The organism is Clostridium sp. DJ247 (genome assembly GCF_014231265.1).
The window spans coordinates 45456-61599 of record NZ_JABAIW010000029.1 but is presented as its reverse complement, the minus strand read 5'-3'; the positions used below and the strand labels follow the sequence as shown (position 1 = coordinate 61599).

The following is a 16144-nucleotide window of genomic DNA, read 5'->3' as shown; positions in this document are numbered from 1 at the left end:
ATAGCTTAGAAGATATTGATTCAACAGAAAATAGCTTAGAAGATATTGATTCAACAGAAAATAGCTTAGAAGATATTAATTCAACAGAAAATAGCTTAGAAGATATTAATTCAACAGAAAATAGCTTAGAAGATATTGATTCAACAGAAAATAGCTTAGAAGATATTGATTCAACAGATAATAGCTTAGAAGATAATAACTACAATATTTTAGAAAATAGTAATGTAGAAAATAAAAACTATAATTTCTTTGATGATACTAGTATAGAGAATAAATACTATGATCACTTAAATTATAACAGCCTAGAAGATAATCACACTGATAGTTTTGATAATATCAGTGTAGAAGATAAAAACTATTATTTCTTAAAAGATGATAGTTCAGAAAATAAGAATTATAATAGTTCTAGAGACCAATACTCTGAAAATAAAGTTAGTATACCTATAAATTCAGAGTCTCTTAACGAAAATTCCATAATAGAAAGCTATAAAAAATCTTTATTAGAAAGCGTAGAGATACCTATAGATACAAAACCCCCAATAGAGAACTATAGTATACCTAATTCAGAATCCACACAAAAAAACTATAACAAATCCATGGATGAAGAATTTCTAGAAGAAAACCATAATACATCTTTAAAGGAAAAGTCTTTAATAGAAAACCAAGAGAAATTATTAGTAGAAAGCCATGTCATGCCAGTAATTAATCAAAATCAAGATAGTAGTTATAGTGAAAATACGTCTGAAAGAAATAGAAAGAAAGATTATAGTAAATATGAAAAAGAGAAACCCTCTAAAGAAACTAAAGATAAACCTGTGAAGAAAAGACATACAAAAGATAAACAGAATGAGTCTAATATTAAATCCTATGAAAATGAATTAAATAATATTACTATTGAAGATTGTAAAACAACTGTTATCTCAGAAACATTACCTCTTTGCCAGTGCGAGAATATTTGTGATTCCGATATTAGTAACATTAACAAATCTGTGATAGTAAAAATTCCAGTGATGTTAACAGAATGTAAGGTAACTATTACTATTCAATCTTCTCTTGAACTAGAGGATGCTATATTAGAAATTAAACGTATTAGAAAGAATGTATATTTAAATCAGTGCAAACTTATTCCTAATTCTGAAAAAGACAAACCAAATACAGGAATACTATTTATTCATGGTTTTATTAGAAAGAACATTGAATACACCAATAAAGACTATATAAGTAAAGGAGTATTAAAAGGAAAGGTAAAACATGCTACAGTTAAAGTACCTTTTAAATGCACTACTAGAGTGGAATTTAAGACTCCTCCTAAGTTTACACCAACTACTTCCCAGGATGAAGTAGAAATATTAGAAACTAGCATTAAAGTTTACGATTCCTGTGAAGAAGATATAACTGGACGAGATATTCGTGAGCAAAGTTTCAAATTCACTGAATTCTTTAATGAAAAAGTGTTCTGTGAATTAATAAAAGCAGAAATTGTTGAAACTGATATTCTTGAAAATCCAATAGATAAAAACTGTAAGTCACCCATAGAACAAACCTTCAACAACGTTACTGAAAAAGTAGTACTACTTCTAACAATAAAATTATTGCAAAATCAGCATGTGGAAATTCCCAAAAAAGATCAGTAGAGACGTAATCAAGTATATGTAAATTTACACATACTTGATTACAGTTATTTTGCACAATATTTATTAAATAACTTATATTTAATTGATAATTAAAAACTTACAAGATAAAATTAAGTAGAAAACAATTGGCTTGATTTTTATTTTTGATTTATTATAAACTAAAGCTAAATTTTGGAGGAAAAATGTTTAGTAGGATATTAAAATTTAATGTGTTTAATGGTACAAAATTAGAACTTATGAATTACATAGAAAAGTTTGATAAAGTTAACATAATATCAGGAAATCCCGAGGTTTTGTATAATGGACTTAATAATCCTATGCTTTTTGAAAATTTTACTGGTAGCAATTCTGTAATAATTCCTGATGGAATTGGAACAGTATTAGCTGCTAAAATAATTAAAAAACCTGTTAAAGAAAAAATCGCTGGAATTGAAGTAATGGAATCTATTATAAAAAAGTGTGAAATAGAAAATAAAAGTATATATCTTATTGGTGCAAAAGAAGATATACTTAAAGGCTGCATGGATAAGCTTAAGTTAAAATATCCTAATTTAAATATAGCTGGATATCATAATGGATATTTTGATATGGACAATTATGAATCTATTTTACAGCATATTATAGAAAAAAAGCCATATGCTTTGTTTGTTGCTATGGGATCGCCAAGACAAGATATATTTATAATAAAAAATATGCCTACATTACCTTGTAAAATATATATGGGTGTTGGAGGAAGCTTTGATGTCTTTTCTGGAAAAGTTAAAAGAGCACCAAAATGGATAATAAAGCTAGGTTTAGAATGGCTTTACAGAGTTTCAAAAGAGCCTTGGAGAATTAAGAGGTTATCTTCAATACCTAAATTTTTAGTAGAAGTTATAAAATATAATAGATATAAATAACCACGGCCGAAATTTAACTTATACGACCGAATATGCTGCCAAACTTCGGCACGTTAAAAACTTTTAATTAGTCTAAAGTTCGTGTTTAAGCAGAGATCCAAAATCTGTAATTTTGTGCGAATCGGTTAAGCAGACATACAAAATCTGTGATTTTGATATGGTCGCTTACTCTGTGAGCACTACTCTGACGGAAGGAAGAGTAGTTTCAATATAAATTTATTAAGAACCTTTGATAAACTCGTACCTCAGTCCGGACCAACTTATCAATTACCATTGATAAGTCGCTCGTTGAAAGCCATTCAGGCTTTCAACCATATCAAAGCTTCTAAAATTTTCAAAAACACTTCACTAAGACTAATAAAAAAGTTTTTAAAAGTGCCATCAGTTTTGGCATCATATTTCTGCGTATAAGTTAAATTTAAGCTGTGGGTATCTATAGCTTTTAAATTAATAAATGAATAACACATATAGAATATTATAGATGTAATTTACACAAACTATTTTTGAAGGAGTGTGATTACATGCAATTTTATGATGTTATCGAAAGCAGAACTAGTATAAAGAGCTTTAAAAGTACACCAATTAATAAAGAGAAAGTAGAAAAAATGATAAACGCAGCTATGATGTGTCCTTCTTGGAAAAATGAAGCATCTTTTAAGTTTATATTAGTAGAAGATAAGCAAAAGAAGGATAGCATAGCAGATGCTATAGAGAATAAAACAGATGCTGCTGCTCAAGCGGTTAGAGAAGCACCAATGGTAGTAGTAGTAGTAGCTGATCCTAAGGAATCAGGTGTAGTAGACAATAAGGAATATTATCTAGTAGATGGTGCCATAGCTATGGAACATTTTATACTTGCTGCTACAGTAGAAGGTTATGGAACATGTTGGGTTGCCGCTATTGATGAACATAAGGTGAAAAGCACACTTCAGGTTCCAGCTAACTATAGAGTAGTAGGAGTAACACCGGTAGGTGAAGCTGAAGAAACAAAAGCACATTACCCTAAGAAGAATATTAACGACTATGTATTTTCAAATACATGGAAACAACCTTATGTGGAAAGAGAAAAGGTCATGTACTAGTATATATTACACCATAACTAAATTATTCTTTTCATTTTATATAAAAGCTGCACACTTTTTTGTGCAGCTTTTAATTTGAATTTTGTCTAGAATATACATATAAAAATATAAGGAGGAATTATTATGGAGTTAAATAAAAAAATAGATGAACTGAAAACTGAATTAATAGAAAAAACTCAAGAGATTATGAGAATAAAAAGCGTAGAAACCGAAGAAAGACCAGGTATGCCCTTTGGAGAAGGGATAAATAATGCATTGATTTCTGTTTTAAAGATTGGTGAGAATATGGGATTTAAAACAAAAAATATTGATGGCTATATGGGATATATTGAATATGGTGAGGGGGATGAAATAGTTGGAATTTTGGGACATCTAGATGTAGTACCTGCTGGAGATGGATGGAAATTTGATCCCTATGGTGCAGAGATACATGATAACAAACTTTATGGAAGAGGAGCTTTAGATGATAAGGGGCCAATAATGGCTTGTATATACGGCTTATATGCTTTAAAAGAAACAGGATATAAGTCACAGAACAGAATAAGAATACTTCTTGGAACTAATGAGGAAAGCGGAAGCAGAGATATTGAATACTATTTGAAAAAGGAAGAAAAACCATCAATAGGATTTACACCAGATGCATATTTTCCAGTAATTTTTGCAGAAAAAGGTATAACCACATTTTCCTTAGCTAAGGAATTTAAAAATATAGAAAATAGTCCTGTTGTATACATTAAAGGTGGAAACAAATCTAATATGGTTCCTGATTATTGTGAAGTAGGTCTGAAATTAGAGGATAAAGAAGCTCTAATGAGAAAAGTAGATTCCAATGCTAAGGCTCATAATATAGATTTAAGCTATGAGATAAAAGAAGATTTATTAATATTAAAGTGCAAAGGAAATTCAGCCCATGGTAGCACACCAGAGCAAGGGAAAAATGCCGTAATGCAAACATTAATATTCTTAAACTGGATAGAAATTGATAAAGGTGAAATAGGAAAGATTATAAAATTTTTAGCTGAAAATATTGGTTTAGAGACTAACGGAAAAACTTTTGGGGTGTATCTAAAAGATGAGGTTTCAGGAGAGCTAAGCTTTAATGTGGGAACTATAAATATGAATAGAGATATGGTTTCTATAGGTATGAATCTAAGATATCCTGTAACTTGTATATTGGAACAAATGATGAATCCATTACAAGATAAAATTAAAGAAACAGGATTCAATATAGAAGGATTAATGCATCAACCCCCTTTGTACTTTCCAAAAGATCATGAGTTAATAAAAACTCTATGCCAAGTATATGAAGAGCAAACAGGGGAAAAAGCGAAGCCAATAGCTATGGGAGGAGGCACATATGCGAAAGAAATGCCTAATATAGTTGCCTTTGGACCTATATTCCCTGGAAAGCCAGACTTAGATCACCAAGCTAACGAATATATAGAGATTGATGACTTAGTAAAGCTGACTAAGATATACGGAAACGCTATAAAACAACTATCAGTATAAATTATCCTCGGTAATACTTGATAAATTTTACTTTATATAATAACTACAATTTAAATTTAACTTATACGTAGGAATATGCTGCTAAAACTGAAGGCACATTTAAAAACTTTTTTGTCAGTCTTAGTGAAGTGTTTTTAGAAAATCTTAGAGCCTTATATATGTTTGAGCATAGCGAGTTTATATAAGGTTCTTAGATTTTCAAAAATACGAACTTTAGACTGACTAAAAGTTTTTAACGTGCCGAAGTTTGGCAGCATATTCCGGAGTATAAGTTAAATTTCGGGCGTGACTATCTATATACAAAAACAGAGCAGCTAAGCTGCTCTATTTGAAATTTATATATTTTCTTGTAAATTTAATTGCTTTTCGTAGATAGGAGAAGTTACCTTTAAGAACTTCTTAACATAAACATCCCAATTATCTAGTATTTCTTTAGCTTTTGAACTATTAGTATACAACTGATGTTCACTTATAAGCTTCTTTAGCTTTAATATATCATTTTCATTGATTACAAGCTTTACTTCTACTATTTCTTTATTACATTTGTTTTCAAAGTCTCCAGCTTCATCTAATATATAAGCTGTTCCACCGCTCATTCCAGCACCAAAGTTTTTCCCAGTAGTTCCTAGAATAACTACAGTACCACCTGTCATATATTCACAACCATGGTTGCCAATACCTTCTACTACAGCTTCAGCACCGCTGTTTCTTACACAGAACCTTTGGCCTACTTTTCCCAAAATAAAGGCTTTACCAGAAGTTGCTCCGTAAAGAAGAGTGTTTCCTGCAATAACATTTTCTCTAGGATTAAAAGTAGAATCTTCTGATGGAATTAATATTATTTTACCACCAGATAAGCCTTTACCTACATAATCATTTGCATCTCCGCTAAGAATTAGTGTAAGTCCTCTAGCTGCAAAAGCTCCAAAGCTTTGACCAGCAGAACCTTTCAATTGTGCTATAATAGTATCTTCAGGAAAACCTTCGTCTCCATAACGCCTAGCAATTTCACCACTTAACATAGCGCCTACAGTTCTATCAGTGTTTCTAACGTCAGCTGTAAGTTCAACCTTAGCTTTATTTTCTAAAGCAGTGCGTGATGACTCAATTAATTGTCTATCCAGTACGTTATCTATTTTGTGCTCTTGAGGTATAGTGTGTTTTCCAATTATTCTAGAAGGAAGTTCAGGCCTATAGAGTATAGGAGATAAATCTAGACCTTTAAGTTTGTGCTTAAGAGTTTCTTTAACTTCCAGCATGTCCACTCTACCAATCATTTCGTCTATAGATTTGAAACCAAGCTGTGCCATTATTTCACGTGCTTCTTCTGCAATAAAGGTTAGGTAATTAATTAAATGTTCAGGTTTACCCTTAAATTTTTCACGAAGATCTGCATCTTGAGTAGCGATTCCCACAGGACATCTGTTTAAAGCACATTGTTTGCACATTATACATCCAAGAGATATAAGGGCAGTAGTGGAAAATCCGTACTCTTCAGCACCAAGTAAAGCTGCAACTACTACATCTCTACCTGACATTAATTTACCATCAACTTGAACAGTCACTCTGCTTCTTAAGTTATTTAGTAGTAAAGTTTGCTGAACTTCCGCAACTCCTAATTCCCATGGAAGACCTACATATTTCATTGAACTAATTGGAGAAGCACCTGTACCGCCATCATGACCACTGATCATAATTACATCTGCATGTCCTTTAACTACACCAGCAGCAACGGTACCCACACCTGCTTCTGATACTAGTTTTGCACCAATCCTAGCAGCAGGGTTTACATTTTTTAGGTCAAATATCAGCTGTGCTAGGTCTTCTATAGAATATATATCGTGATGAGGTGGTGGTGAAATTAAATCTATTCCTGGGATTGAATGACGTACTCTAGCAATTTCCTCGGTAACTTTACTACTAGGTAAATGACCACCTTCACCTGGTTTTGCTCCTTGTGCCATTTTAATCTGAAGTTCGCTGCAGTTAACAAGGTACTCAGTAGTTACACCAAATCTTGAAGATGCAACCTGTTTAACAGCACTTTTGGGATCTTCACCATTACATCTTAATTTATATCTATCAGGATCTTCTCCACCTTCACCAGAGTTGCTAGTAGCTCCTATTTTATTCATAGCAATAGCAATTGTTTCATGGGCTTCTTTGCTTAATGATCCAAAAGACATACCTGAAATTGTAAAACGTTTCAAGATGCTTTCTACTGGCTCTACCTCTGATAGAGGAATGCTTTTTATAGTTTTAAACTTAAAAAGGTTTCTTATAGTAACTAATTTTTCATCTTGATCAGTTATTTCTTTACGATATTCCTTACAAGATTCATGATTTTTAGTTACAGATAAGTTTCTAAGCTTCTTTACTAAAGTTGGTGGCAGAAGGTAATTAGTCTCAGTGTTTGGTTTTTGATCATTTTCATATATTGATCCATGTCTTTGTATAACATCATTTGCAATATCATCTAAGGTAATTCCTGAAATTCTAGCAGGGGTATGAGGGAAATATTCATTTATTAAATCAGTACTTATACCTATGCTTTCAAATATTTGAGAGCCGCTATAACTTTGCAATGTGGATATTCCCATTCTTGAAATTATCTTTAGAAGTCCGTCAGAGATTGCCTTACAGTAATTTTTAAAGCCATCCTCTACAGTAGTTATGTTTTTAACATATTTCTTATTTTCTATCATATCTGAAATAATATGATATACCATATAAGGATTAACAGCTTTTGCACCATAGCCAAGTAGAAGGGCTATATGCATAACGTCTCTTGCATCACCGGACTCTACTAATATATCTACAGAGGTTCTTAGTTTCTTTTTAATAAGATGATTATTAACAGCACTTAAAGCTAATAAGCTTGGAATAGGAGCAGAATATATATTTGTATTTCTGTCACTTAATATTAAAATATTATGACCGCTTAATACACTTTCCTCTGCACGCTTACATAAATATTCTAAGGCTTCTTTTAATCCATTCTTACGGTCAGTTTCAAATACTATTGGAATTGTAATTGTCTTAAAGTCTTCAGTATCTAAATCTTTTATACTTTCTAATTCTGAATCAGAAAGTATAGGATGTTTGATTTCAATATATTTAGTATTTGTATCTGTTTCTATTTGATCAAGAATTTTTCCGTGGCTTCCAATATATTGTGTTAAAGACATTACGGAAGCTTCTCTTATAGGGTCTATTGGTGGATTTGTAACCTGAGCAAAAGTTTGCTTAAAGTAATTAAATAAAAGTTGAGGCTTGTCAGACAGTATAGCGATAGGGGAGTTTAATCCCATAGATCCTATAGGTTCTTTACCAGTGTCAGCCATAACGGAGATAACTTGTCTAAGTTCTTCTTGAGTATACCCGAATATTTCTTCTTTTAATAATAAGGTTTCTTTTCTCATTGCTTTTGTCTCATAAGGTTGTTTAATATCTTTAAGAGTTAACTTGTTTCTTTCAATCCAATCTTTAAATGGTTTTATAGTACTTATTTTTGCTTTTGTTTCTTCATCATAAACTATTCTTCCTTCTGAAGTGTCTACTAACAAAATTTTACCCGGCTCTATTAAGCCTTTTTCTGTTACCATAGAATTGTCAATATCAACTACTCCTGTTTCTGAAGCTATAATAACTAAATCATCCTTAGTTACTGTATAACGAGCAGGTCTTAATCCGTTTCTATCTAGAGCAACACCAGCCTTAACACCATCAGTAAATGCAATGGTAGCAGGGCCATCCCATGGTTCCATTAACCTAGCATGATATTCATAAAAGGCTCTTTTATTTTCATCCATAGTTAAATCTTTCTCCCATGCTTCTGGAACTAAAAGAGACATTGTGTATTCCATGGTATGTCCATTTTCTATGAATGACTCAAATACGTTATCTAAAGAGGAAGAGTCACTTCCACCTGGTTCAATTATAGGTAAAATTTTCTTGAAATTTTCGCCAAAGGTATTAGAATACATAACTCCTTCTCTAGCATTCATCTTGTTAACATTTCCACGAATTGTATTAATTTCACCGTTATGTGCTATATATCTAAATGGCTGAGCAAGTTTCCAGGATGGGAATGTATTTGTACTGTATCTTTCATGTACGATTATAATTGAGGTTTTCACAGCGGGATTTTTTAAATCTAGATAAAACTCTTCCAACATATAACCTAGAATCTGACCTTTGTACACTATGGTACTATCTGACAAACTACAAACATAAAAGTTATCTACATTTGCTTTATTAGAATTAAGAACTAAGTTTTGGACTTGTTTTCTTATGGCTAGCAGTTTTTGCTTAAATATATCTTGCGATTGTCCGTTTCTATCTATAAATACTTGCATTATTACAGGTATTGTAGCTCTTGCTGATTCACCACAGGCTTTTTCACATACAGGAACTTCTCTCCAACCTAGAAGTTTTTGATTTTCTTCTTTTAACACTTTTTCAAATACACCTTCACAGAAAAGTCTTGTATGCGGTTCCCTAGGTAAAAAAATCATTCCAACAGCATAATCACCGTACTCAGGAAGATCTATCTGTATTTTACTAGTTTCTTCTTTAAAAAACTCATGAGGTATTTGAATCATAATTCCTGAACCGTCACCAGTAGTAGGATCTGCTCCAACAGCCCCTCTATGCTTTAAATTCTTCAAAATTTGAAGACCTTGCTTTAAAATAGAGTTTGATTTAATTCCATTTATATGAGTTATAAAACCAACTCCGCAGCTATCCTTTTCCATATCAGGATGATACAGACCTTGTTGATTTGGAAAATTATTGTTATTCATAATAGGTATCCCCCTTATAAAAATATTTATAAAAGTTAATTTTCATATTTCAAACATTTTTGAAAATGTATCAATCATTCTAGCACAAATATCTGTATATTTCAATGAAATATGGCTATAAGTATAAAGATATATTTTTAACAATACTCATAGAATTTAATACGAATATATAATAAGTTTTGTAGATATTCTTGTTTGGTAACATTATATATTATTATTAAGGGTTATTGCGATGGGAATTATATTAGCTAGTGTAAATTTTACTTTAGGTTAGACAAAAAGATAGAACTGAGTAACTTTTTGCTAGCAATAAAAAGTTATACAGTTCTATCTTTTCTATAAGTAAATAATAGTAAGTGAATTATGACAGAGTTCATTTAATATGGTAAGTTAGTAAAAAGCACTTATTATTTAAGACCAAGTCCTTGTCTTTTTTCTATAACTATAGATTCTAGTATATCAGCAGTTTTCATTACATCATCTTCAAGTATTAAATGACCACCTGTGATATTTTTAAGATCTTCAGTTAATACTTTAGTTACAAGGCTACTTCCAGTAATAAATGGAGGTATTGCAAGGTGAAGAGGTAATCCTAATGCAAGACCAAAGGAACCATCTGCAAGTGCTTGTTCTTCAAGCCATTGAGGTGCAGATAATACTAGAGGTAACTGAGGGATATCTATTCCTAGATATTCAGCTAGTTCTGTAGCAACTATTTCTAATCTTCCAATAGCAAGGCAAGGTCCAAAATTTAATACAGGAGGTATACCAAGGCTTTGGCAAACTTCTTTTAAACTATCACCAGCAAGTTCTGCAGCTGCTGGTGACATAAGACCAACATTTTCTAGGCCACCACTTGAACATCCTGCGGATAGTACTATTATATTTCTCTTTATAAGTTCTTTAGTAAGTTCTACAGTAAATACGTCGTGACCCTTTGCTGTTAGGTTAGAGCATCCAACTATTCCAGCAACCCCTTTAATTTTTCCTTCAGCAATTAGATCAACTAGTGGCTTCCATGTACCACCAAGGAATTCTTTTAAAGATGTTTCACTGACACCTGTTATTGTATTATCATCACCATGATTTTCAGGAAGATTTATTGTTACTTTACTTCTTCTGCTGCTGTAAGCTTCTAATGCTTCATTTATAACCTTATTTGTAATATTTACTCTTTCTTCGTAAGAATAAGCTACATGTTCAGCATTTGCTTTTTTAGCTATATTGTCTATACATATTTGCTTTACCATAAATTCATCAGCTATAGGTTCTATACCTGGCAATGTACAATTAAATTCAGATAATATTAAATCAACAGCACCAGTTGCAATTACAGCTTCACTTGTAAAGTTATTTCCTGCATGACCAGAGAATACTTCATCGTAGTGCTCTCCTCTAAGTTGCAAGTCTTGTCCTACACAAGTGCATCCAACTATTTTGAAGCCTTTTGCACCGATAGCCTTAGCTCTTTCTACTATATCTTCGTCTGTTAATCTATCCTGTAGATGAGCAATCAATGAATGCTGATGACCTGTTATCATTATATTAATATAATCTGTATCTATAACCTTAAGACCTACTTTTGCTGCTCTTATTTTAGGTTCTCCAAGCATAATATCATTTAATAAATTAGTAAGAGTAAGACCATATATTCCTGTGGAAATACCAAGTCTTAGACAACTTAGAAGCATATCTACTGGATCACTATTTAGATTAGTAGAGGTTTTTACAACACCATCAAAAACTTCAGATTTTGCTCCTCCAGGAAGAATATTTAGCTCAGCCCACTTATCTAGTCTAGGCTTATAGCCCATTTTTTCAACTAATTCCATCTTATCAAATCTAGGTTTATATAAATCAGCTATTACTTTATCAGCTAATAGTACAGCTTTTTTATGTACATCAGCTTCCTTTATATCAAAAATATCAGAAAGTCTATTTAGTGTAGATAATCCTTTAAGTGTTTCTTTATTTTCTCCCATTGACTTTAAGTTTCTTGCTGTATTTTCCACTACGTGAACATAACAACCTGAACCTGCAGCCACAGCTCTTAAAAAGTTTCTAGCAACTATGGTATCTGCGGTTGCACCACATATACCTCTTGGGGATTTAGGGGTTATCTTGCAGGGACCATTAGCGCAGAGTTTGCAGCAAACTCCTTCCATTCCAAACTTACATTTTGTTTTTTGACTTTCTACCCTATGATGAGAAGTTTCTACATCTAACGATGATATAAAACTATGTAGCACACCATCAGCGGACTGACATATTGTGCAATCTGAACATGTTGAACAATTTGACATGAAAAACCCTCCTAATGTATACCTTATTGGTATAGTTTTAATTTAAAATATAAGGGGAAACAATTCCCCTATTGTATTATTCATTGAACTAAGAATCAGCATGGGTCAAAACCCTATCTGATTCAAGCTTTACTTTATTATTAATAATGTCACTAAAGGTTACGTTACTTAGATCCTTTATTAATCTTGATTGAATTTTTGATATAGCATGATGTATATCACATTTATTAGTTCTATTCAAGTTACAGTGAGTAGGGTCATAGAGGCATCTATTTATAAAAATAGGTCCATCGATTGCTTCTATAACATCCTTTAAGCTTATATCTTCTGGCTGTTTATTAAGAGCATATCCACCATTAATACCTCTATATGATCTTATTATACCTGCCATTGTAAGTTTTCTTAAAAGTTTTAGTAAAAATCTTAGTGGTATATTCTCTTCATAAGAAATAGTTTTTGCTTCAATTTTTTCTCCATATCCTAATTTAGACAAATATAGTACTACTCTGAAACCATAATCTGATTCTTGTGTAATTTTCATAAAATTTCTCCAAAACATAAAATATACTTATTTAGTATACATAAAATATACTACCGAAATTTTATGTTGTCAAGTCAAAATTATAATTAATTAATAATTGTTTTTAGTTAAATTATAGATAACCACAACTTAAATTTAACTTATACGTAGGAATATGATGCTAAAACTGAAGACACATTTAAAAACTTTTTTATCAGTCTTAGTGAAGTGTTTTTAGAAAATCTTAGAAGTTTTGATATGTCTGAGGTACGAGTTTATCAAAGCTTCTTAGATTTTCTAAAACACGAACTTTAGACTGATTAAAAGTTTTTAACGTGCCGAAGTTTAGCACCATATTCCGGAGTATAAGTTAAATTTCGGGCGTGGTTATCTATATTACGGTAATTTATCTAAAGGTTCTATTTCATAACCTTTACTTTTCCAATCTTTTATAACATAATCTAGTATTTCAGTGTTGGTTTTTGACACAGCATGTAAAAGAACGATAGCACCATTATGTGTCCTTTCAGCTATTATTTTTTTACCATAGTCAGGAGAGGGTTGCTTAGTGGTATCCCAATCACCATATGCGAAGCTCCAAAATATAGTCTTATAACCCAATTCTTTAGTATAGTACAAGGATAACTCACTATATTTACCCATAGGAGGCCTAAAAAACTTTGGCATTTTTTTGCCGGTAACATCCTCATAGGCTTTTTCAGTTGTAGAAAATTCATTTTCAAAGGAATCTTTTCCTTTCTTTGCTGCCTTAGCCATTGAAGGATGAGTGTTAGAATGGTTACAAACTAAATGTCCTTCTGCATCCATTCGTTTTATTAAGTCTTTATTAGTATTTATAAAAGGTAGTGTAACAAAAAAAGCAGCTTTAACATTATTTTCTTTTAGTATATCTAAAATTTTTGAGGTATATCCATTTTCATAGCCTTCATCAAAAGTTAAATATAGAACTTTTTTAGATGTATCACCTAAATAATAAGCTGAGTACTTATTTATAAGGTCTAATATTTCCTGCGGTTCTCCAGAAGGAGATCCATCTTTTTTAGGTTGGAAAAACCAATTCTTCTCAGTGGAATTTAAATTAGATATATTAAGTTCCTTAGTATTAGAGTTCTTATTATCATAATTCATATCATTTTTTATGTTGTCATTATTGTTAATACTATTACTATTAATACTATTATTAGTAGTAGTACTACTAATATTATTATCAGAAGTTATTAACGTTGTATCACTAGTTGTAGAGGTTGAAGGAGTATTAGATAAATTATCAATATTTTTATTACTACAAGAACATAAAAGAAATACACATAGTGTACATAAAACGACTATTTTTTTACTCATTTTAACTGCCTCCCATCATTTATTATGATATACTTTATACTGTGCTTAAATTTTTAGATTATACTTAAATATAGTGGAGATATAAAATATGTATATGGATTTTTTAGAAAAAATAAATGAACTTTATAATATGATTTTACTTCCTTTAGACCAAATGAACAAGGAAATAGCTATAAATCACTATAAAAATATGTTGAATATTGACAGTGATTGTAGTTTTTCAGACCAATATTATAAGCTGTGTGGATTAAATAAGGAAAATGGAGTAGTGTATACTCCAGAAGAGATATCTAAATTTATAGTGAAAAATATAATAAGTTCAGAGGATATAATTAATAATCCATATTTAAAAATTTTAGATCCAGCATGTGGTTGTGGAAACATAATAATTCCATGTCTTAAATATTTAAAAGATATTTATCTATCAAATTTAAACTTAATAAATAAAAAAAATAGTATGAGTTTAAATATTACAGATATAGATAAGCATATATTAGACAACAATTTATACGGATTTGATATAGATGAAACCGCACTTAAAATTTTAAAAATTGATATTTTTTATATAACTGGTTATTTAAATGAACATAATTTTGTTAAAAAAGATTTTTTAATAGATATTATTGATGAAGACTTTGATTTTATAATAGGAAACCCACCCTACATTGGACATAAGACTATTGATAAAAGTTATTCCAAGATATTAAAAGATAAATATAGTGATATATATAAAGACAAAGGTGATATTTCTTATTGTTTTTTTAAAAGTGGAATAAAAAAAATAAAGGAAAAGGGTAAGTTGTCATTTATTACATCTAGATATTTTTTGGAAGCACAAAGTGGGGAAACCTTAAGGAAAATGTTAACTGATGAAACTGAAATATACAAAATTGTTGATTTCTATGGAATCAGACCTTTTAAAAGAGTAGGCGTTGATCCTGTAATTATATTCTTATTAAAAGGAAATAGTGACGAAAATAGTATAGAGGTTATAAAACCTTTAGAAACTAAAGGCAAAAACAAAAAGAATTTCTATAATTCTTTATTTAAGGGTACTGGAAAAGAATATAAACAGTTTTATATTTCCAGTAAAGATTTGAATAGAAGCGGTTGGAGATTAATTGACGAAAAAGAAAGAAATATAGTAAAAAAAATTGAAAAAAATAGTTTGTATATTCTGGGTAATATATGTGAAAGTTATCAGGGGATAATAACTGGCTGTGATAAAGCTTTTGTAGTAGATAGTGATATAATAGCTGAATATGGAATAGAAAAGGATATTATAAAGCCATGGATAAAGAGCAGTTATATCTATAAAAACAAAATTGAAAAAGATGATAAGTTTATCATATATTCTAATCTTATAAATAGTGAACATGAATACCCTATAGCTATCAAATATATAAGTAAATATAAAGAAAGGTTATTAAACCGAAGAGAATGTAAAAATGGCATTAGAAGATGGTATGAATTACAATGGGGTAGAGTTCAGAATATATTTGAAGAAGAAAAGATTATTTTCCCATATAAATCAAATAGAAACAGATTTTCTTTAGATAAAGGTAGTTATTTTAGTGCAGATGTATATTCTCTCATACTATCAAAACAAACAGAATTAACATATAGTTATTTGTTGTTCCTATTAAATAGTAAGTTATACGAATTTTACTTTAAAACTTTTGCTAAGAAACTAGGAGAAGACTTGTTTGAATACTACCCAAACAATATAAATAAGCTATGTATACCAATAATACCAGAATATAATGAAGAAACAAATGAAGATTATTTATATGGTTTTTTTGGTTTGACTAAAGAAGAAATTGAAATAGTTGAAAGTAGCGTCATTGATTGTTAAAAAGTCTATTAAAGTCTTGAAAACTGTCATACAATTACTTATATTTTTTAAACTCCTGGTTAACTGATGATGGTAATTGATAGTTTACCATAGTCAGTTAACCAGGAGTTTATTTTTTATTCACAGAAAACTCTATATTCACTTTAGATAAATAGTATTATATAGTAATGTCAGT

9 protein-coding genes are annotated in these 16144 nt (G+C 30.5%); 5 read left to right on the top strand and 4 right to left on the bottom strand.

The genetic code is table 11. The features are described 5' to 3' along the window. From HGI79_RS12890 to pepV, 4 genes are all read left to right on the top strand, one after another. On the top strand, positions 1 to 1634 hold a 1634-nt coding region (locus HGI79_RS12890), incomplete at its 5' end, for a CsxC family protein (protein ID WP_185651096.1). A gap of 182 nt (positions 1635 to 1816) precedes the next feature. Next, positions 1817 to 2533 carry a WecB/TagA/CpsF family glycosyltransferase gene (locus HGI79_RS12885; protein WP_185651095.1) on the top strand — a complete coding sequence of 239 codons (717 nt, stop codon included), beginning with the start codon at positions 1817 to 1819 and terminating at the stop codon, positions 2531 to 2533. 521 nt (positions 2534 to 3054) lie between these two features. Next, the gene (locus HGI79_RS12880; RefSeq protein WP_185651094.1) at positions 3055 to 3615 is read left to right on the top strand and encodes a nitroreductase family protein; all 561 of its coding nucleotides are present in this window, start codon (positions 3055 to 3057) and stop codon (positions 3613 to 3615) included. 123 nt (positions 3616 to 3738) lie between these two features. Further along, positions 3739 to 5124, top strand: a complete 1386-nt coding sequence (gene pepV / locus HGI79_RS12875; protein WP_185651093.1) for a dipeptidase PepV — start codon at positions 3739 to 3741, stop codon at positions 5122 to 5124. 335 nt (positions 5125 to 5459) lie between these two features. On the opposite strand, the gene gltB is transcribed toward pepV, so the two are convergent. The 4 genes from gltB to pdaA form a co-directional block, all read right to left on the bottom strand. Continuing rightward, positions 5460 to 9929 carry a glutamate synthase large subunit gene (gene gltB / locus HGI79_RS12870; RefSeq protein ID WP_185651092.1) on the bottom strand — a complete coding sequence of 1490 codons (4470 nt, stop codon included), beginning with the start codon at positions 9927 to 9929 and terminating at the stop codon, positions 5460 to 5462. Positions 9930 to 10336: 407 nt separating this feature from the next. Then, the gene (cooS, locus tag HGI79_RS12865) at positions 10337 to 12232 is read right to left on the bottom strand and encodes an anaerobic carbon-monoxide dehydrogenase catalytic subunit (protein WP_185651091.1); all 1896 of its coding nucleotides are present in this window, start codon (positions 12230 to 12232) and stop codon (positions 10337 to 10339) included. An 88-nt stretch (positions 12233 to 12320) separates the two neighbouring features. Then, positions 12321 to 12773 carry an Rrf2 family transcriptional regulator gene (locus HGI79_RS12860; protein WP_185651090.1) on the bottom strand — a complete coding sequence of 151 codons (453 nt, stop codon included), beginning with the start codon at positions 12771 to 12773 and terminating at the stop codon, positions 12321 to 12323. 375 nt (positions 12774 to 13148) lie between these two features. Continuing rightward, positions 13149 to 14114, bottom strand: a complete 966-nt coding sequence (gene pdaA, locus HGI79_RS12855; protein ID WP_185651089.1) for a delta-lactam-biosynthetic de-N-acetylase — start codon at positions 14112 to 14114, stop codon at positions 13149 to 13151. An 88-nt stretch (positions 14115 to 14202) separates the two neighbouring features. Here pdaA and HGI79_RS12850 point away from each other — a divergent pair, with 88 nt between their 5' ends. Next, entirely contained in the window at positions 14203 to 15969 is a 1767-nt protein-coding gene (locus tag HGI79_RS12850; RefSeq protein ID WP_185651088.1) for an Eco57I restriction-modification methylase domain-containing protein, read from the top strand. The last annotated feature ends 175 nt before the right edge of the window (positions 15970 to 16144 follow it).